Origin of the sequence: Leifsonia sp. NPDC058194, assembly GCF_042883605.1 — a bacterium.
Lineage (GTDB): Bacteria > Actinomycetota > Actinomycetes > Actinomycetales > Microbacteriaceae > Leifsonia.
This window is the reverse complement of sequence record NZ_JBHVVL010000007.1, coordinates 11,542-28,173: the sequence shown is the minus strand read 5'-3', so window position 1 is coordinate 28,173 and position 16,632 is coordinate 11,542. Positions and strand designations below refer to the sequence as shown.

Genomic DNA, 16,632 nt, shown 5'->3' with positions numbered 1-16,632 from the left:
GGCTGACACCCATGACTGAGAACGGTGAGATCGCCAAGTCGGTGGGAGCTGCGCTCGCGGTTCCGCTCAAAGCTGTCGGCTTCCGTAAGCGGGCCAACAGCTTCAACCGCCGGACTCACGATGGCATGGTGCATGTGATGTCGGTTCAGCTCGGGCGGTATGAACGTTTTGGCGAGACTGTCGTCTCCGGATCGGACCTTTGGGGTCGTTTCACGGTCAAACTGGGTGTCTATGTGCCGGAGATGGGTCGAATGGGCAGCCCACGCGGTAGCTGGGTCAACGAGTACAACTGCCAGCTTCGATGGAGGCTTGGCAACGTGATGCCTGACGGTTTGGACCAGTGGTGGGATCTCCGGGACCGATTGTCACTTGAGGAGGTGACGTCTGCCGTGGTCGACTACGCAGTGCCGAAGCTGGACTCGTTCCCGGACGCTGAAGGCGTGCTCGCCGCATATGCAACGGACGGTTGCCGCGCGTTCGGCGGCATCGCGAACGATTCAGTGGCGCTGGACGTCGCGGACCTTCATCTCGCGCGAGGCGATCAGGCTTCCGCTGAGAACCTACTCTGTTGGTACATCGACCAATTGGCGTCTGACAGCGACCCACGCGTTCCGCACCATGCCTACGTCCGCGAGTACTTGGCGGTGCGGGGGATGGGGCACCTGGGCGACCGGTTACGGTAGGCCCCTGGCCCCTGGCCCCTGGCCCCTGGGAGGTGGTGTTCGCGATTGCGGCAGCACCTCTCGTCGATGACTCGCTCGCATATCCGTGTCCTGCTCCCGATGCTCGTGTCGTTCCGGCACTCCTCGTCGGCGGCCTCTTCTCGTGCAGATGGCGGCTCTGATCGTCACTGCTCGGACGCCCGCTCGTGAAGTAGGGTGCACGCTGTCACCATCCCGCTGACGTTCTCAGCGCGGTACTCGAGGCCAGCGCACGATGCCTATCGGCGACGCGACGCCGTGGAATTTAGATTCAACCTGTCGTCGACCTGGGCTTCTTTCGATCAGAACGCTGAGGGGAATAGTCTGTTCGTCGTGTCCAGCTCACATGCTGACTACTCGGCGATGACAGTCGACGATCGACTGTTGGGTATCTGATGCTCGTCGTGATCTCCGGGCTGCCCGGCGTGGGCAAGACCACTGTCGCCGACATCGTCGGTGCTCGCCTCGGTGCGGTGCGCCTCTCGATCGACCCGGTGGAGGAGGCGTTGCTTGCGACCGGTTTCCCGCGCGGATGGAAGACGGGTGTCGCGGCCTACGAGGCGGTCGGGGTCATCGCGGAACTGAATCTGAGGGCCGGGCGGACCGTGGTCGTCGATGCCGTCAACGACAGCGAGCCAGCACGAGAGACCTGGCGTCGAGCGGCGGTCTCCGCGGGTTCGACGCTGTGCTGGGTGGTGCTGACGATGAGCGATACTGCTGGTCACGCGTCGCGGCTGGACGGGCGTCATCGGGGCTTCTCGCACATCCCCGAGCCGACATGGACCGAGGTGGCCGGGCGGACGATGGAGCCGTGGAGAGACCGGCACCGGGCGATCGACGTGTCAGGTTCCAGCGAGGATGTCGCGGCTGAGGTCGAGCGGTACGTCGTCGAGTTCAGATCCGACGCGTAGTAGGCGGTCAGCCGCCGCTGCGCAGCTAACGGAGGAGATCCTGGCCGATTCCGGCTCGGATCGCCTCCGTTTCCTGCGTTCGGACGGCGTGTCGGGGCGGATGTCCTCCGGTGCCTACGCCTGCATCCCGGCGCTCACCACCCCAGCGACCCCGGCACCCCCTTGAACGGCCCGACGACGGCGCTCGTGATCCAGCCGCCGTAGAAGCCTCCTGGTTGCGGGGTGACGACCTCGCCGTCGACCGTGCACTCGTCCATCTGCTGCGCGTAGACGGCGACACGGTCTCGGAGCAGCTCGAACCCGGGCGAGGGATGCGGGTAGTTCCACGCGCACGCAGACCGCACCTGGCCTCCGCCGCGTACGTCGAGGTAGCGTGCGGTGCCCTTGAACTCGCAGAACGACGAACCGTCTGCGTCGGTCAGAGCGCCGGGTGCGAAATCCGCGATCGGGAGGTAGTAGACCGGCGGGTGGCTGGTCTCGAGCACCCGGACGACATCTCGAGTGTCGACGATGAGCTGCCCGCCCAGGTGGATCGTGACAGGCGTGGCGACGCGTTCGATCCGCGGCGGCCTCGGGTAGTCCCACACAGACTCCTGTCCCGTTCCTGGGATCTCGGGTCGCGGTCGGGGCACCTTTTCACTCTATGCCCGCAGTGCTTAGCTGGAGTATGGCCGTCTCCCCGATGTTCCCGCTCGGCTCCGTGCTCTTCCCCTCCGTGGCCATCCCGCTGCGGGTGTTCGAGCCGCGGTATCTCACGCTGGTCGGGCGATTGCTCGACGAGGACGAACCGGGGTTCGAGTTCGGCGTCGTCCTCATCGAGCGCGGACCCGAAGCCGGGGGTGGTGACCAGCGCACGTCGGTCGGGACCATGGCGCGTCTGGTGAGCGCCGCCGCGGGCGCCGACGACCTGCTCATCGTCGGGGTGGGAACTCGGCGGTTCACGGTCGAGCGCTGGGACGACGACGATCCGTACCCCCGTGCCGAGCTCGCGATGCTGCCGGAGCTGGAGTGGTCCGAGGCGCTCGCACCCCTGCGGGCCGAGGCCGAAGCGGTCGTCCGCCGCATGATCGCCCGCATCGCGGAGTCGCACTCGGATGCCGGCATCGAGCTGTCGGACGATCCTGTCGCATCCGCGTGGCAACTGGCGGCGGTCGCCCCGCTGGGCGAGTACGACAGGTACACCCTGTTGCGGTCGACCACGATGGGAGGACTCCTCCGCCAGCTGATCGATCTGACCCTGGAGGCGGAGGAGCTCTGGGAGGTCGAGTGACTGGGCATCTGGAGCGGCGGACGTGACGGCTTACGGAGAAGATCCCGGCCGATTCCGGCTCGGGAGCCTCCGTTTCCCGCTTTCTGGCGGAGTGTCGGGCAGGATATCCTCCGGTGATCGCTGCCGCAGGGGCTGCCGAGCCCGGGGCTCACCCGGCGCGGTGATCGTTCGTCGCTACTCGACGACGCCGCCGCTGTGCACCAGCCGCACCTCCACTCCGCCGTCCCCGCGGATGGCGGGGTTCGTCGCGGCGATGGCCAGTGCCGCATCCAGGTCGTTCGCCTCGATCACGTAGACGCCCGCGACCGCGACCGGAGCATCGATGAACGGCCCGGTCGTCACGCCATCGGCGCGGACCGAACGGGCGAGGTCGCGCGGGGTGAACGCGTAGGCGGCGCGCATGGCGCCGGAGGCCGCGAGCTCGTCGCCATGGCCGTTCGGCTCTTCGAGGTCCTCCGGTGTCGCGTCGAGACGGTGCGCGGAATCGTTCGCATAGATCAGGACGGCGTACTGCGGCATGGTGTGGTCCCTTCGACGACTCGACGGTACTCGCGCCGCCCGACGTCCGGGATGACCGCCGCCGTTCGGGACGTTCGCTCGCCGATCGCCCGACTGGCGACTACCCGCCGTACTTCGCGTTGACGACGATCGGGGTGCCGTTCGCCGAGCAGATCTGGCCGGCGAGAGCGTCAGCGGCGGTGAAGTCGCCGAGGGGCGCGCCGATGAAGCCGCCCGGGTGGTCTCCCGCGCCGCCGAGCCAGTCGGCGAGCGGCGGGAGGGCCGGGCCGAGCAGGCCCGCCGTCTCGGGGTGGGAGTGCGCCGTCGCCGCGAGGTCGGCCAGCTGGGCCTTGGCCTTCGCGGTCTGCTGGACCCACTCGGCGTCCGTTACGTCTCCTGCGGCATGCCCCTGGTCGGCGTTGGTGTACGCCTCCGTAATCGAGGAGAGCGCCGTGCACTGCGCCTTCGTCGTGCGATCGGGCGCGAACGGTCGCGGGCTGTACCGCAGGGCTGCGGTGAGGCGGGTATCGGTCGGCACCGTGATGTCGACCCGCAGCCGGGTGCCGGGGGCGACGGCGGCAACGTCGAAGTCGAACGACTGGGCGCCCCCGCACATCCCGGAACGCGAGTCGATGCCGGTCGCCGGAGACACGGCGTAGAGGCCGCTCGTGCACGAGAAGTCGACATGCAGCGATCGCGCGCCCGACGGCAGGGTCAGCGTGGCTGTCGTGGGCCCCTCGTGGTAGAGCTGCGCGGTCGGCCATCCGGAGGTGGAGACCGCGGTCGGGGTGGGGCTCGCCGCACCGCTCGCGGCGGTGCAGCCGCTCAGCGCGGCAACGGCGAGCCCCAGGGCCGCTACGGTCGTCCAACGTGCGCTGCGCATGATCGTGGTCCCTCCACCCGGCGATTCGGCTGAGGACATCCTGCCGCATCCACCCGGCCGACGTCGCCTCCGCCGCACCACCGGTGTCCGCGGTCCGTCGGGACGTTCGCGGTGCGGCGAGCGGGGCGGATGTCCCGAGACGCAGCAGTCGGGTGTCGCCGCCGCCGCGCGCATCACCAGCGCCGCGTGATCGCGCCCTTCGGGCCGGCGACGAGGCTGGCGGCCGGCGCGTCCTCCGCCACCACGGTCCCGGCCGCGATCACCGCGTCCCGGCCGATCGTCACCCCGGGGAGGATGGTCGCGCCGGCTCCGATCCAGACGTTCTCCTCGACGACGATGGGGCCTCCGGTGAGCCAGATGCGGCGGTCGTCGGTGTCGACCGGGTGGCCGACCGTGATGAAGGTGACCTTCGGGGCGACCATGACGCGCTCGGCGAGGCGGATGCCGGCGTAGTCGAGGAAGGTGCAGTTCTGGTTGATGAAGACGCGCTCGGCGAGCTCCAGGTTCAGCCCGTGGTCGGTGAAGAACGGCGGATAGATCGTGGTGCGCTCGGGCACGGGACGGCCGAGGATCTGCGCGAGCAGCCCCGCCTTGCCGGCCTCGTCGTCGAAGGGGAGGACGTTGAGGCGGGACGTCAGGGCGGTCACTTCCAGAACGCGCTGCGACATGGCCTGGAACTCGGGGCTGTGGATGCGCATGAGGAGGTCGCCGGGCATGGAGAAGCCTCTCAGAGGTCGCGGGAGTGGAAGACGGACTGCAGCCGGAGCTCCCGGCGCGTGGTGTTGAGCGGGAGGAGGTCGAGGACGACCGAGCTGCCGACCCAGGTGGCGCCGATGTGCTCCACCAGCCGTTTGAGGGCCAGGAGCTGGCTGCCCGTGTCGGCGACGTCGTCGACGGCGAGCACCCGGTCCGCGCTCGTCACCACGCCGCGGCGCAGTCCCATCGTCAGGTGGCGGTCGCGGTAGTCGGGCGGGGTCGTGACGGTGATCCAGTTGTCGCTGTCGATGAGTCGGACCGGGTTCTTCGCGACTGCGCCGAAGCCCGCACCGAGCTCGGCCGCGACCAATGGGCCGAGGAGGTGCCCGCTCGATGGAGGGCCGATGACGACGGTCGGTGCGGCCTCCGCGAACGGCGCGGCGAGCAGAGGCCCGATCCCGGAGAGGATCTCGGGGTCCCGCCACAATCGCTGGAACTCGACATAGCTCAAGCGCGTGCCGTCGTCGGTGACCCATTCGAAGAGGTCAGCCATCCGCGCGCGGACGGGGGAAGCCGAAGGGGTCACGGCGACGAGACTACCGCCAGGCGACGTCACCGGATGGACTCATCCGTCCCGTCGCCGGCCACCCAGCGGAAGACCCCGCCGTCGCGCTGGGCCTCTGCGATGCGGGCAGCGGCATCATGCTCCTCGTCGGCCATCCGTGCGAAGGCGGCGACGGCCTCCGGGTTGCGTCCAGGGTGATCCCGGCGATAGGTCGTCCGGTCGCCGTCGGTGGACAGATACTCGACCGCGAACGCGTCGCCGAGCTCGTCGGACAGTCGGCCGGCCAACGCTCGACCGTCGGCATCGAATGCCGCGCTGAACTCCTCGCGCACCTCGTGGTAGTCGTCGAGGATCGTGTAATAGCGGTCGTCCCAGTCCTGCAGGTCTCGGGCGAGCTCCCGGCTGATGTGCGCATCCTCGTACGCAACGGGTCCCGGCGAGAACCAGATCACCGAGTCCGCGTAGTCCGGGAACACCTGGACCACAGCGGTGAGGTACTCCACGGCATCGTCCACAGCGACAACCTAGCCGCCGGGAGCACCGATGTCGCCCCCTCCCGCTACGCTTCGGGCATGTCCATCGAAGTGCTGCCCGCGACCGGTCGCTGGGATGATTTCGCGACGTTCATGGTGCCGCGCAAACTCGGGGGCGGGGGATGCGTGTGCATGTCGTATCGGGATTCGCGCCTCGACATGGCGGGGCGGATCGACTACATGCATGCCGAGTGCGAGACGGAGCCGGGGCCGGGGGTGCTGGCCTACCTCAACGGGGAGGTGGCGGGCTGGTGCTCGGTGGCGCCGAAGTCGACCTACCGGCGTCTGCTGAATTCCCGCACCATCCCGCACCTCGACGAAGAGCTCGACCCGTGGTCGATCGTGTGCTTCGTGGTGCGTGGCGGGTTCCGCAAGCGCGGGGTGATGCATCAGCTGCTCGACGGGGCGGTGGAGCACGCGCGGGCGTCGGGGGCGGCGATCGTGGAGGGGTACCCCGTCGACACGGACGGGAAAAAAGTGGATGTGATCAGCGGTTACGTCGGCACGGTGGCGCTGTTCGAGAAGCACGGCTTCGAGCGCTACGCCGAGACGAACGCGCACTCCGGTGGAGCGGACCGGTGGGTGATGCGGCGGACGCTGCGCTGACATCCGGTGAGCCGGAGACGGCCGCTGAGTTAAAAACGACCACCGCCGGCCCGGACGGGGCGGCGGGAGTCGGTGCCGGGAGGGTGTTCACCCTGCGGTGATCCGGCGGCGGTAGGCGAGCATCGCGAAGGCGTAGGCGACCACCAGGATGCCGACGCACCAGGCCAGGGCGACCCAGATGTCGGACCCGACGGGCTGCTGGGCGAACAGGGCGCGGATCGTGTCGACGATCGAGGTGACCGGCTGGTTCTCGGCGAACCAGCGGACCGGTCCCGGCATGCTCTCGGTCGGGACGAACGCCGAGCTGATGAACGGCAGGAAGATGATCGGGTAGGCGAACGCACCGGCCCCGTCCACCGTCTTGGCCGACAGCCCGGCGATCACGGCGATCCAGGTCAGCGCCAGGCTGAACAGCACCAGGATGCCGGCGACCCCGAGCCAGGCGAGCACGCTCGCACCGGTGCGGAACCCGATCAGCAGCGAGACGAGCACGACCAGCACGACGGAGACGAGCGTCGAGACCAGCGAGGTGAGGACGTGCGCCCACAGCACGCTGGAGCGGGCGATCGGCATGGACTGGAACCGTTCGAAGATGCCGCCCTGCAGATCCATGAACAGCCGGTACGAGGTGTACGAGATGGCCGTCGCCACGGTGATCAGCAAGATCCCGGGGAGCAGGTAGTCCACGTACGAGCCCGAGAACGAGCCGGTGTCGATCGCGCCGCCGAAGACGAACACGAACAGCAGCATGAACGCGATCGGCATGAGAGCGGTGGTGATGATGGTGTCGAGGCTGCGCGTGATGTGGCGCATGGACCGCCCGGTGAGGACGGTGGTGTCGCTGATGAACGTCGCGGTGCTCATGACTCCTCCGTAGTGGTGGGCTCGCCGACGATGGCGAGGAAGACGTCTTCCAGGCTGGGCTGCTTCTCGACGTACTCGACCTTCGCCGGCGGGAGCAGCTGCTTCAGCTCGGCGAGGGTGCCGTTCGCGATGATGCGGCCCTCGTGCAAAATGGCGATGTGGTCGGCGAGCTGCTCGGCCTCATCGAGGTACTGCGTGGTGAGGAGCACGGTCGTGCCCCGGGCGGCGAGCTTCTTGACCGCCTCCCAGACCTCGATCCGGGCCTGCGGGTCGAGCCCGGTGGTCGGCTCGTCGAGGAAGATCACGGGCGGCTCGCCGATGAGGCTCATGGCGATGTCGAGCCGGCGGCGCATGCCTCCCGAGTACGTCGAGACCTTGCGGGAACCCGCCTCGGTGAGCGAGAAGCGGGCGAGCAGTTCGTCCGCGATCGACCCCGGCTTCTTCAGGTGCCGCAGCTCGGCGACGAGGACGAGGTTCTCGCGTCCGGTGAGGATCTCGTCGACCGCGGCGAACTGGCCGGTGAGGCTGATCGAATCGCGCACCTCCGCCGCCTTGGTGGCGACGTCGAAGCCGTTCACGACGGCCTCGCCGGCGTCGCCCTTCAGCAGGGTCGAGAGGATCTTGACCGCCGTGGTCTTGCCGGCGCCGTTGGAGCCGAGCAGGGCGAAGATGCTGCCCCGCTCGACGTCGAAGTCGACACCCCGCAGGACGCTGACCTTCTTGTAGGACTTCTCGAGCCCGCGGACCCGGATGGCGGGTCCGCGCTCGGTGGTCGCGGTGGTCATCCCTCCGCCTCCTGCTTCTTCTCGGCCGTCTCGACCGCGGTGGTCAGACGGGCGCGCTCCTTGTCGATCCAGCGCTTTCCGGTGTAGGCCTCGGCGAACGCCTCGGCGAACTCGACCGGGTCGTCCCCGACGATCTCGCGCACCGGGGTGCCGTCGGTCGCGGCACGCTCCCAGAGGTCGACGAAGTCGCCCATCATGGTGAGGAGGGTGTCGCCGTCCTCGACGCCGCCGTTGTACATGAAGTACCGCTGGACGGCTTTCGCCACCGCGTTGTAAGGCTCGGGCAGCGCGTCCAGGCGTGCCTTGTACTGCCGGTACTGCTTCTTCTGCTCGAGGGATCCGGTGATCGCTTCGATCCACTTGCTGGCCATGTCAGTTCTCCCCTTCGTGTCGGAGCTGTTCCAGTCGTTCTGCGAGGAAGCTCCAGGTCCTCCAGAACTCGTCGAGATAGTCGCGACCCGCCGTGTTCAGCGAGTACACCTTGCGCGGCGGCCCCTTCTCGGAGGGGACCTTCTCCACATCCACGAGGCCGCGCTGCTCGATGCGCACGAGGAGCGCGTAGATCGTGCCCTCGGCGATGTCGGTGAAGCCCTGGTCCCGCAGCCACGAGGTGATCTCGTAGCCGTATGCGGGCCGGCCTTGGAGGATGGCGAGGACGATGCCCTCGAGGGTTCCCTTGAGCATCTCGGTCGCTTGCTTGCTCATGGATACTCCTTCCGGCTACTCAGTGTTGCTTGGTACTGCTAGATAGTAACGCCGAGTACCGGTAGATAGCAACACTGAATAGCAAAGATTTCGGAAGGGGTGGCGGGCACCTGAAATGGCGGACCCGCCGTTCGTCACTCGCGCACGTGGGCCCCGCGGCGGCGCGGCACGGTGCGTCCGTCGTGCAGCTCCACGACCCGGTCGGCGCGCGCCATGAGGATCGGATCGTGCGTGGTGACCACCGCGGCGACTCCGGAGTCGTGCACCAGCTCGACCAGCAGATCCATCATCGCGGCGCCGGTCACACTGTCGAGCTGACCCGTCGGCTCGTCGGCGAGCAACACCTGCGGGCGCGCGGCGAGCGCCCGGGCGATCCCCACACGCTGCTGCTGGCCGCCGGAGAGTTCGGCGGGGCGCTGGGCGGCATGGCCGCTCAGCCCGACGCGGTCGAGCAGCTCGGCGACGCGCGCGTCGCGCTCCACCGGGTCGACGCCGAGCAGGCGCAGCGGGACCTCCACGTTCTCCGCCGCCGACAGCACCGGGATGAGACCGAACGCCTGAAAGACGAAGCCGATCCGCGTGCGGCGTGCAGCGACGAGCTGGGCCTCCGACGCGGTGGTGAGATCGAGCGTGCCGAGCGTCACCGTGCCCGATGTCGGGGTGTCGAGTCCGCCGAGCACGTTCAGGAGGGTGGTCTTGCCCGAGCCCGAACGGCCGCGCACCACGAGCAGCTCGCCCGGGCGCACCTCCAGGGAGACCGCGTCGAGCGCCGTGACGGGCCCGGCGGCGGTCGGGAAGACCCGGCCGACGCCGTTCGCCTGCAGGAGCGGGACCATGGACTCGTCCTCCAGGGAAGGGAGGGGCTCAGCGCTGGTCATCGATGCTCCCGTCGTCGCTCTCGTCGTGCGGCCACACGCCTACGTGGTCGGATTCCAGCGCGAGACGCACTCGGTCGCGCATCGAGAGGGAGGCGAGGTACTCGGGCGGCAGCTGGAGACGCCCGACCCGGTCCAGCACCGCGAACTCCTCCGCCACGGTGTGCTCGTCGCCGTTCGCGGTGACGCCGGTGCGCCGCAGCACCTCGGTGGAGGTGCGCCCGTCGCGGATCTGCACGGTGCGTGCGACGTGCTCGGACACCGTCGGATCGTGGGTGACGATAAGGGTGGTGACGCCGAGCTCGCGGTTGACGCCGCGCATCGCCTCCAGCACATCCGCCGACGTGTGCTCGTCGAGCTCGCCGGTCGGCTCGTCCGCGAGGAGCACCGCCGGCTCGTTGGCCAGGCCGACGGCGATCGCGACCCGCTGCTGCTCCCCGCCGGACATCTCGGCGGGACGCCGGTCGGCGCAGTGCGAGACCTCGAGCAGATCGAGGAGGTCGCGGCTGCGTTCGACCCGGTCGGGGCGGCGCGCCAAAGACATCGTCAGTGCGATGTTCTCACGGGAGGTGAGGTACGGCAGCAGATTGCGCGAGGTCTGCTGCCAGACGAACCCGACCGTGCGGCGGCGGTAGTCGACACGCTGTTTCGTGGTCAGCGCGAGCAGGTCGCGTCCGGCGACGGATGCCGAACCCGCGGTCGGCTTGTCGAGCCCGGAGAGGATGCCGAGCAGAGTCGACTTGCCCGACCCGGAGGCGCCGACGATCGCCACGAGCTCGCCACTGCGCACCCGGAGGTTCAGGCCCTGGAGAGCCTGCACCTCCACGCCTTCGGCGGTGAAGATGCGGACGAGGTCGGAGCATTCGATGCTCGCGTCCGGTCGGTCATGCGGCATGGCAGTCATTCTTCCCCTCCGATCCGCAGCACCGCGGCCGGCGAACGACGGCGTGCCACGACGAGTGCGACGAGTGTGACGAGCGCGGTCGAGAGGGCGAAGCCTCCCGCCGCCAGGGCGATGAGCAGCGGATCGACGACGATCGCCGGTGCGACGGGACCGCCGGTGAAGCCGCTGAGGTCGATCGGCGCGAGGATGATCGGCGGGAGCGCGAGACCGACGACGACGCCCGCGACGAGGCCGACGATCAGGATGGGGCCGAGCTCCCAGCCGAGCAGTGCCCCCGTCTGCCGCGAGGTGTACCCGATGGTGCGAAGCGTCGCGACCAACCGGGTACGGGATGCGGCGCCGATGACGAGGGCGAGCAGCAATGCGCCGACGCACATGACGGCCGACAGTGCGATCGACAGCAGGGTGACGGTCTCGAGGCCGGAGACGAGCGGAGCGGTGCGCAATGCCGTCTGCTCGCGCCGGGCGTCCCCGATCGTCGCGCCGTCGCCCGCGATCGCAGCGAGCTCGCGGTGCACGGTCTCGGAATCCGCGCCGGGCGCGAGTGACACCAGTACGGTCTGCGGTCTGCCGGTGATGCCCGCCGACGCGGGCAGGGCCGTCCAGTCGATGATGGCCCACTGGTTGTCCCGGATGTAGACGCCGGGCTCGAAGGCGAACTCGGTGACGCCGAGGTGCACCGCGGTGTCGCCGTAGAGGATGGCGCTCGTCACGGGGATGGTCGGGTCGAAGCCGCCGATCACGGCGCCCGTGCGAGCTTTGTCGGTCTGCGTCAGCGCGGAGGAGACCCGTGCCGACTCCGGGATGCCTGCCTGCACCCGGGCGAGCTCCGCCGGGTCGACGAGGTAGCCGGACAGATCCCCGCCCTGCGAACCGGCCTGCACGCGCACGCCGCCGGCCCATTCGACGACCGCGCTCGCAGCGACGCCCGGCGCCTCCCGCAGCTTCGCTGCCTGCGCGTCGGTGAAGGTGGTCGGTGCGGTCACGCTGAGGTCGGCGCCGACACGGGCCAGGGCGCCCGTCTCGATCCCGGATCGTTCGGTGCTGAGCACACTCGCCGAGAACACCGCGATGGCGACGCCGACCACCACCGCGAAGACGGGCCACAGACCGCCCGACCGGGAGCGCAGCGCCGCCGTCGCACCCACGAACGCGACCGGTCCCCGTCGCCGTCGCAGTGCGCGGGCCAGCCACGCCAGCGGGACGGGATAGACGCGCAGCACGATCACGCAGGCCGCGAACGCGACGAGCATCGGCGTCACGGCCAGAAGCGGGTCGACACCCAGCCCGGCTCCTGTCGGCGCGAGCCCGCGCTGGAGGAGCGCGGCGACGCCGAGCGCCGCCAAGCCGACGACGAGGACTTCGACCACCCACCCCCAGCGGCGCCGGGCGGTGCGCTCGCCGCGGAGGTCGTCCCGCGGGCCGAGGCGTCCGGCGGCGACGGCGCAGATCACGGGAGGGGCGACTGCGCACACCGCCGCGAGGCCGAGAGGAACGGCCACGGCATCCACCCCCGGCGTCAGGAGCAGGGCGGCGATGAACCCGGCGGCGGCGGCGGGCACGGACACGAGTGCGGTGTCGACGGCGAGGCCGAGGCGCAGCCGTGCGGGGGAGGCTCCGCGCGCAGCCAGAAGGGCGAGCGCCTCCCGTCGCCGTCCGAGCAGGAGCCGCACGCCGAGCACGAGCACCGCGAGTGCGACGCCGAGCGGTCCGGCGGCGAGGATGGCGAAGAGCGTGTTCGCCGGTTGTGCGCGTGTGACGTAGTCGTCGAGCGTGCGATCCAGTGACGTCGAGAAGCGCAGTGCCGTGGGGACCCCGTCGAAGGACGGGGTCGGCACCGTGGAGAGGAAGCGGGCGAGCGACGACTGCACCGCGGCCAGTCCCGATACGGAGAACGCGGAAGGCGCGACCGGGAACCAGGCCTGAGTGAAAGTGCCGGGGAAGAGCGGCGCAACACGGGTCCACGAGTCGGGATCGACCCAGAGGACGGAGCGGTAGAGCTTGCCGGCGTCGCCGAGGTCGGCGTAGCTGCCGTGGGCGCGCAGCGTGCTGAGCTCCCAGAAGTCTGCCGCGGTATCTGTCGGATGAACGGTACCGGAGAGGCGGAGGAGGAAGGAGGACTGCGCGAAGGCGGAGCGGCTCTCGCCGACCTTCCAGCCCAGGAGGGCGGCTGCCTCCGTGGCCATCACGACATCGATCGTGACGTCGTCCGCGCCCGAGGGGTGTGCCGATGCGTCGGGCGGTGCGGGTGCCGGCCACGTTCCCGCATCGAGCGTGGCCGTCTCGCGCAGACGGGAGTACGCCTCGACCTGCCCGACATAGCGGGCATCGCTCGCCGCGTCGGGCGGTCCGGCGAGGGGGACGTCGTCGCTACGGGCCGAGTAGTCGCCCGGCCGGGTGACGGCCGACAGGGCCGGCAGCATTCCGGCACGCGCGGCCGCGAGGGCCGCAGGCATCCCGTTCCACACCGCCGCCGGCTCCGAGCCGCCCGCGGTCGGGGTGGCCGACACCATCGCCATGCCTGTCGTCACGGACGTGAGCAGGTCACGGTTGACCGGGGTCGCCTCCTGCACCCGGTAGTGCAACTCGTCGCGGAGGAGCCCGTCGGCGAAGCGCGGCCACGCGGAGACGGCGGTCGTGGCGACGAGAACGACGATGCCGAGCAACGCCAGGCCGCCACGGGAGGCCGCGAACGCGCGGGCGGCGAGCCCGGGGCCGGAGAGCAGGGAGCGCCGGGTCATCGCGTCTCCGACCGGTAGGCGGTGTCGGCGACCTGCGCCCGCACGGCGCGTCCGTACAGCCAGAGCACGACCGCGACGGCGATCGCCAGGGAGAGGAGGGCGCCGACGAGTCCCGCCGGATCGACGCGGCCCTGCACGGAGAGCGTGCTCGGTGCGGTCACCACGGAGAGACGAGCCAGGGCGTTCCCGGCCAGGAGGAAGACGGTCAGGCCGCCGAGCAGCCCGACGACCGCCGCGCCGGCGACGACCCAGGCGAATTCCCGGCGGCGTGCGCTCGCCTGCTGGCGCGAGCCGAGACCGACCGCGCGGAGCACGACGACCTCCGCCCGGCGGCCCCGCAGGGCGGACAGCGCGGCGGCGGAGACCGCGACCACGGCGAGGAGGGCGCACCCTGCCGCACCCAGCCAGAGGGCGGTGACGGCGCCGGACATGAACCGCGACACGAAGGCCCCGGACGCATCCGCCACCACGGCGTCGGCGCCTGCTGCTATAGCGGCCGCACGCGCGACGGCCTGCGGGGCCGGGGTGGCGAGCCAGACAGATCCCAGTCGCGGGACGGTCGGCGCGGTGCGGAGCACGTGGTCGTCGAGGGCGGCCAGGTCGATCAGCGCGGCGTTCTGGTCGGTCGTGCCGGGGACGGCCGCGACGACGCCGGCGATGGTCCCCTGGACGCTCGCCCACGGGGAGTCGAGATCGATCCGCGCACCGACCTCGAGCCCGCCGGCGTCAGCGGTCGCCCGGGTGATCAGCACGGGCACGTCGACGGCCGAGCCCGGGACGAGCCGGAGCGCGTCGTCGCGGCCGGCCGGCAGGAGGGGGGAGTCGAAGCCGAGCTCGTCGGAGACGGGCACGGTCGCAGTGAAGGGCGTGCCGAACGCGGCCGGGGCGGGCTTCCAGCCGATCGCGTCGATGGGGTCGCCGGCGTGCAGCGCGGTGATGCGAACCTGGACGGGCATCGCCGTCTCGCGGGTGTCGAGGTGCGCGTCCACGGCGAGCAGCCTCCACGGTCCGCCTGCCGGCAGGGCGGCCGAGACGAGCCTGGGTGCGCCGGACGCGGCAGGCTCGGCCGGGAGCGGGGCGAGGGCGCCGTGATCGTCGGCGACCCAGAGCACGATCCGAAGCGCCGGCGGCGGCATCGCGTCGCCGGGAACCGTCGCCGTCGCAACCGCCTCGACCGTCCGTGCTCCCGCCGGGATCGGGATGCCGCGTGCCGGATCCGCATTCAGGGCGGCGAAGGCGGCGAACGGGTCGAACATGTAGGAGCCGACGTCGACGAGCCCGGGCAGCGCGGAGGCGTCGACGGCCACCATCGTGACATCCGACTGTCCGAGTGTCGCCTCGGTCACGAGCGCGGGTGCGGCTCGGGAGACGGTCGGGATGCCCGACAGCCGCGTCGTCGGGGGCAGGTCCTCCGGTCCGCGCACGGAACCCGCGACGCCGAGGTCCACCCGAACGTCCGACCCCGCCACCAACCGGGACGAGTCGCGGAGGAAGCCGGACCAGGTGCCGGAGTATCCGGCCGCGAAGGTGGCTGCGCCCACCGCCAGGACGACGAGTGCGACCGGAGCGGCGACGAGCCCGACGCCACGGCTCACCTGGCGTGCCGGCAGCACGGCGGACAGTCCCCGGCGCCGGGCGGCGAGGCGCTCGACGGCGGTGGCGAGCGGTCCGAGGCCGACCAAGGCGATCACCGCGACGGCGGAGAGCACGGCGGCGGGTGCGACCGTCCCCACCGCATCGACGTGCCCGCTCTCGTCGGGCGCGCCGTAGGAGAGGAACCGCCACAGCGTCACGCCGGCGGTCGCCAGGGTGAGGACGCCCAGGCCGAGGGAGGCCGCCGATCGCCCGCGCCCCGACTCCGCCGGGCCAGGCGCCGCATCCGCCGAGCGTGCCGTGACCGCGGTCACGACGGCCGTCGCGGCGACGGCGACCGCGAGCACCGCGAGTGCGGGGACGACCGTCGCCAGTACCAGGGCGGCGACCGGCACGCCTGCCGCGCCCGGACCGGCGACGGCGAGCGCGGCGAGAGCGAGACCGGTGCCGGCGATCGTGCCCACGAGTGCCACCGCGGCGGCCTCCACGGCGTCGGCGCGAACGAGCGTCCCGACGGTGGCTCCCCGGGCACGCAGGACCCGCGTCTCGCTCCAGCGGGAGCTCGTGAGCAACCGGGCCAGCAGCACGAGCGAGATCGCCGAGCAGACCGCGAGGAGGGCCAGCGGCACGGGTACGACGGCCGCGAGCGCGCCGACGGACTGCTGCATGTCCGCGACCGTCGCGGCGGCGCCCCCGAGCGCGGCGAACGGCGACGGCGAGGCGTCGCACTCGGTCAGGGCATCGATGCTCCCCGCGTACCCGGCGCGCAGGCGTGGGAGGTCGCCGGCGGTGACGCGGGAGGCGTCGGGCGTCACGACCCACTGGCCCGTCGCCGCTGTGGTCAGCGCTTTCAGGAGAGCCGGGCTTGCGATCGCGCGGCCGTCGGTGCCTCCGGTCCCGGCCGTCACGCCCAGCCAGGCAGGAGCCGACGGATCCAAGGGGGCCCAGACTCCCGACACGATGGCGGTGACGGTCCCCGCCTCGCCGGTCAGCTGCACGCGCGACCCTGCCGACAGGCCGGTCGCGTGCGCCAGCGCGGTGTCGATCGCGATCTCGGTGCCGCTCGTCGGCCAGTCCCCCGAGCGGAGGTGCGTGCGGGAGCGGAGGTCGACGGCGTCGGCGAGGGCGAGCGCCGATCGGTCGGTGCCGAGTGCGATGGAGGGTGCGAACGCGGTGTGATCGACGGTCACGGGAGCGGATCGGAACTGTCGTTCCAGCACCGATCGCACCGTGCGATCCTGCGCAGCCGGGTCGTCGGGGTCGAGCGCGGCCTGGTAGGCGACGGCGACGGTGGAAGCGGGCCCCGCTTCGACACTCTGCCGCACCGCGACGGTGGGGGAGCGCACGGCCAGACCGGCCATGGTGCAGGCGAGGAATGCGATCACCAGGACCGTGAGGGCCGTCGAGACGAGGACTCCGGTCTGGGCTCGCGAACGCTGCGGCCAGAACGCGCGGATACGTCCCCCGGTCCGAGCCCCCACGCGCATCCACTCACCGTATCG

18 protein-coding genes are annotated in these 16,632 nt (G+C 70.9%); 4 read left to right on the top strand and 14 right to left on the bottom strand.

Going from position 1 to position 16,632, the window contains the following annotated elements:
* Window positions 1-11: 11 nt before the first annotated feature.
* A complete protein-coding gene (locus ACFVU2_RS20140) occupies window positions 12-683 on the top strand; it encodes a DUF4304 domain-containing protein (RefSeq protein WP_387878261.1) in 672 nt (223 codons plus the stop codon).
* A gap of 413 nt (window positions 684-1,096) precedes the next feature.
* Complete coding sequence (locus ACFVU2_RS20135; protein WP_387878259.1) at window positions 1,097-1,612, top strand: AAA family ATPase; 516 nt, start codon at window positions 1,097-1,099, stop codon at window positions 1,610-1,612.
* A gap of 134 nt (window positions 1,613-1,746) precedes the next feature.
* On the opposite strand, the gene ACFVU2_RS20130 is transcribed toward ACFVU2_RS20135, so the two are convergent.
* The gene (locus tag ACFVU2_RS20130) at window positions 1,747-2,244 is read right to left on the bottom strand and encodes a DUF427 domain-containing protein (RefSeq protein WP_387878257.1); all 498 of its coding nucleotides are present in this window, start codon (window positions 2,242-2,244) and stop codon (window positions 1,747-1,749) included.
* A gap of 35 nt (window positions 2,245-2,279) precedes the next feature.
* Here ACFVU2_RS20130 and ACFVU2_RS20125 point away from each other — a divergent pair, with 35 nt between their 5' ends.
* Complete coding sequence (locus ACFVU2_RS20125) at window positions 2,280-2,882, top strand: LON peptidase substrate-binding domain-containing protein (protein WP_387878254.1); 603 nt, start codon at window positions 2,280-2,282, stop codon at window positions 2,880-2,882.
* A gap of 174 nt (window positions 2,883-3,056) precedes the next feature.
* Here ACFVU2_RS20125 and ACFVU2_RS20120 read toward each other — a convergent pair whose 3' ends face one another.
* From ACFVU2_RS20120 to ACFVU2_RS20100, 5 genes are all read right to left on the bottom strand, one after another.
* The gene (locus ACFVU2_RS20120) at window positions 3,057-3,401 is read right to left on the bottom strand and encodes a YciI family protein (RefSeq protein WP_387878252.1); all 345 of its coding nucleotides are present in this window, start codon (window positions 3,399-3,401) and stop codon (window positions 3,057-3,059) included.
* A gap of 100 nt (window positions 3,402-3,501) precedes the next feature.
* Window positions 3,502-4,302, bottom strand: coding sequence for a hypothetical protein (locus ACFVU2_RS20115; RefSeq protein WP_387878250.1), 801 nt, complete (start codon window positions 4,300-4,302; stop codon window positions 3,502-3,504).
* A 134-nt stretch (window positions 4,303-4,436) separates the two neighbouring features.
* Window positions 4,437-4,979: a sugar O-acetyltransferase gene (locus ACFVU2_RS20110; protein ID WP_387878247.1), complete on the bottom strand. Its 543-nt coding sequence runs from the start codon at window positions 4,977-4,979 to the stop codon at window positions 4,437-4,439.
* Between the two features lie 11 nt (window positions 4,980-4,990).
* Complete coding sequence (locus tag ACFVU2_RS20105) at window positions 4,991-5,545, bottom strand: phosphoribosyltransferase family protein (protein WP_387878245.1); 555 nt, start codon at window positions 5,543-5,545, stop codon at window positions 4,991-4,993.
* Window positions 5,546-5,571: 26 nt separating this feature from the next.
* Window positions 5,572-6,039: a hypothetical protein gene (locus tag ACFVU2_RS20100; protein ID WP_387878244.1), complete on the bottom strand. Its 468-nt coding sequence runs from the start codon at window positions 6,037-6,039 to the stop codon at window positions 5,572-5,574.
* Window positions 6,040-6,096: 57 nt separating this feature from the next.
* Between ACFVU2_RS20100 and ACFVU2_RS20095 the strand changes: the two genes are divergently transcribed.
* Window positions 6,097-6,663 (top strand): GNAT family N-acetyltransferase, encoded by a 567-nt coding sequence (locus tag ACFVU2_RS20095; RefSeq protein WP_387878242.1) that lies wholly within the window; start codon window positions 6,097-6,099, stop codon window positions 6,661-6,663.
* A gap of 87 nt (window positions 6,664-6,750) precedes the next feature.
* Here the strand turns inward: ACFVU2_RS20095 and ACFVU2_RS20090 are convergent, their stop codons facing one another.
* The 8 genes from ACFVU2_RS20090 to ACFVU2_RS20055 form a co-directional block, all read right to left on the bottom strand.
* A complete protein-coding gene (locus ACFVU2_RS20090; protein WP_387878239.1) occupies window positions 6,751-7,527 on the bottom strand; it encodes an ABC transporter permease in 777 nt (258 codons plus the stop codon).
* Window positions 7,524-8,312 (bottom strand): ABC transporter ATP-binding protein, encoded by a 789-nt coding sequence (locus tag ACFVU2_RS20085; RefSeq protein WP_387878236.1) that lies wholly within the window; start codon window positions 8,310-8,312, stop codon window positions 7,524-7,526. The genes ACFVU2_RS20090 and ACFVU2_RS20085 overlap by 4 nt, the downstream gene beginning before the upstream one ends.
* Window positions 8,309-8,683, bottom strand: a complete 375-nt coding sequence (locus ACFVU2_RS20080; RefSeq protein ID WP_387878233.1) for a DUF1048 domain-containing protein — start codon at window positions 8,681-8,683, stop codon at window positions 8,309-8,311. The genes ACFVU2_RS20085 and ACFVU2_RS20080 overlap by 4 nt, the downstream gene beginning before the upstream one ends.
* Window position 8,684: 1 nt before the next feature.
* The gene (locus ACFVU2_RS20075; RefSeq protein ID WP_387878230.1) at window positions 8,685-9,017 is read right to left on the bottom strand and encodes a PadR family transcriptional regulator; all 333 of its coding nucleotides are present in this window, start codon (window positions 9,015-9,017) and stop codon (window positions 8,685-8,687) included.
* 134 nt (window positions 9,018-9,151) lie between these two features.
* Entirely contained in the window at window positions 9,152-9,895 is a 744-nt protein-coding gene (locus tag ACFVU2_RS20070; protein WP_387878227.1) for an ABC transporter ATP-binding protein, read from the bottom strand.
* Window positions 9,882-10,796, bottom strand: a complete 915-nt coding sequence (locus ACFVU2_RS20065; RefSeq protein ID WP_387878224.1) for an ABC transporter ATP-binding protein — start codon at window positions 10,794-10,796, stop codon at window positions 9,882-9,884. Before ACFVU2_RS20065 ends, ACFVU2_RS20070 begins: the two co-directional genes overlap by 14 nt.
* A complete protein-coding gene (locus ACFVU2_RS20060) occupies window positions 10,793-13,537 on the bottom strand; it encodes an FtsX-like permease family protein (protein WP_387878222.1) in 2,745 nt (914 codons plus the stop codon). Before ACFVU2_RS20060 ends, ACFVU2_RS20065 begins: the two co-directional genes overlap by 4 nt.
* Window positions 13,534-16,617 carry a hypothetical protein gene (locus tag ACFVU2_RS20055; RefSeq protein WP_387878220.1) on the bottom strand — a complete coding sequence of 1,028 codons (3,084 nt, stop codon included), beginning with the start codon at window positions 16,615-16,617 and terminating at the stop codon, window positions 13,534-13,536. Before ACFVU2_RS20055 ends, ACFVU2_RS20060 begins: the two co-directional genes overlap by 4 nt.
* Between the last annotated feature and the right edge of the window lie 15 nt (window positions 16,618-16,632).

Excerpts from the sequence above, each read along its gene's own strand:
- ACFVU2_RS20135 (WP_387878259.1), top strand. The coding sequence starts at position 1,097 with ATGCTCGTCGTGATCTCCGGGCTGCCCGGCGTGGGCAAGACCACTGTC.
- ACFVU2_RS20065 (WP_387878224.1), bottom strand. The coding sequence starts at position 10,796 with ATGACTGCCATGCCGCATGACCGACCGGACGCGAGCATCGAATGCTCC.
- ACFVU2_RS20140 (WP_387878261.1), top strand. The coding sequence starts at position 12 with ATGACTGAGAACGGTGAGATCGCCAAGTCGGTGGGAGCTGCGCTCGCG.
- ACFVU2_RS20070 (WP_387878227.1), bottom strand. The coding sequence starts at position 9,895 with ATGACCAGCGCTGAGCCCCTCCCTTCCCTGGAGGACGAGTCCATGGTC.
- ACFVU2_RS20095 (WP_387878242.1), top strand. The coding sequence starts at position 6,097 with ATGTCCATCGAAGTGCTGCCCGCGACCGGTCGCTGGGATGATTTCGCG.
- ACFVU2_RS20110 (WP_387878247.1), bottom strand. The coding sequence starts at position 4,979 with ATGCCCGGCGACCTCCTCATGCGCATCCACAGCCCCGAGTTCCAGGCC.
- ACFVU2_RS20125 (WP_387878254.1), top strand. The coding sequence starts at position 2,280 with ATGGCCGTCTCCCCGATGTTCCCGCTCGGCTCCGTGCTCTTCCCCTCC.
- ACFVU2_RS20090 (WP_387878239.1), bottom strand. The coding sequence starts at position 7,527 with ATGAGCACCGCGACGTTCATCAGCGACACCACCGTCCTCACCGGGCGG.
- ACFVU2_RS20055 (WP_387878220.1), bottom strand. The coding sequence starts at position 16,617 with ATGCGCGTGGGGGCTCGGACCGGGGGACGTATCCGCGCGTTCTGGCCG.
- ACFVU2_RS20115 (WP_387878250.1), bottom strand. The coding sequence starts at position 4,302 with ATGTCCTCAGCCGAATCGCCGGGTGGAGGGACCACGATCATGCGCAGC.
- ACFVU2_RS20080 (WP_387878233.1), bottom strand. The coding sequence starts at position 8,683 with ATGGCCAGCAAGTGGATCGAAGCGATCACCGGATCCCTCGAGCAGAAG.
- ACFVU2_RS20085 (WP_387878236.1), bottom strand. The coding sequence starts at position 8,312 with ATGACCACCGCGACCACCGAGCGCGGACCCGCCATCCGGGTCCGCGGG.
- ACFVU2_RS20120 (WP_387878252.1), bottom strand. The coding sequence starts at position 3,401 with ATGCCGCAGTACGCCGTCCTGATCTATGCGAACGATTCCGCGCACCGT.
- ACFVU2_RS20075 (WP_387878230.1), bottom strand. The coding sequence starts at position 9,017 with ATGAGCAAGCAAGCGACCGAGATGCTCAAGGGAACCCTCGAGGGCATC.
- ACFVU2_RS20060 (WP_387878222.1), bottom strand. The coding sequence starts at position 13,537 with ATGACCCGGCGCTCCCTGCTCTCCGGCCCCGGGCTCGCCGCCCGCGCG.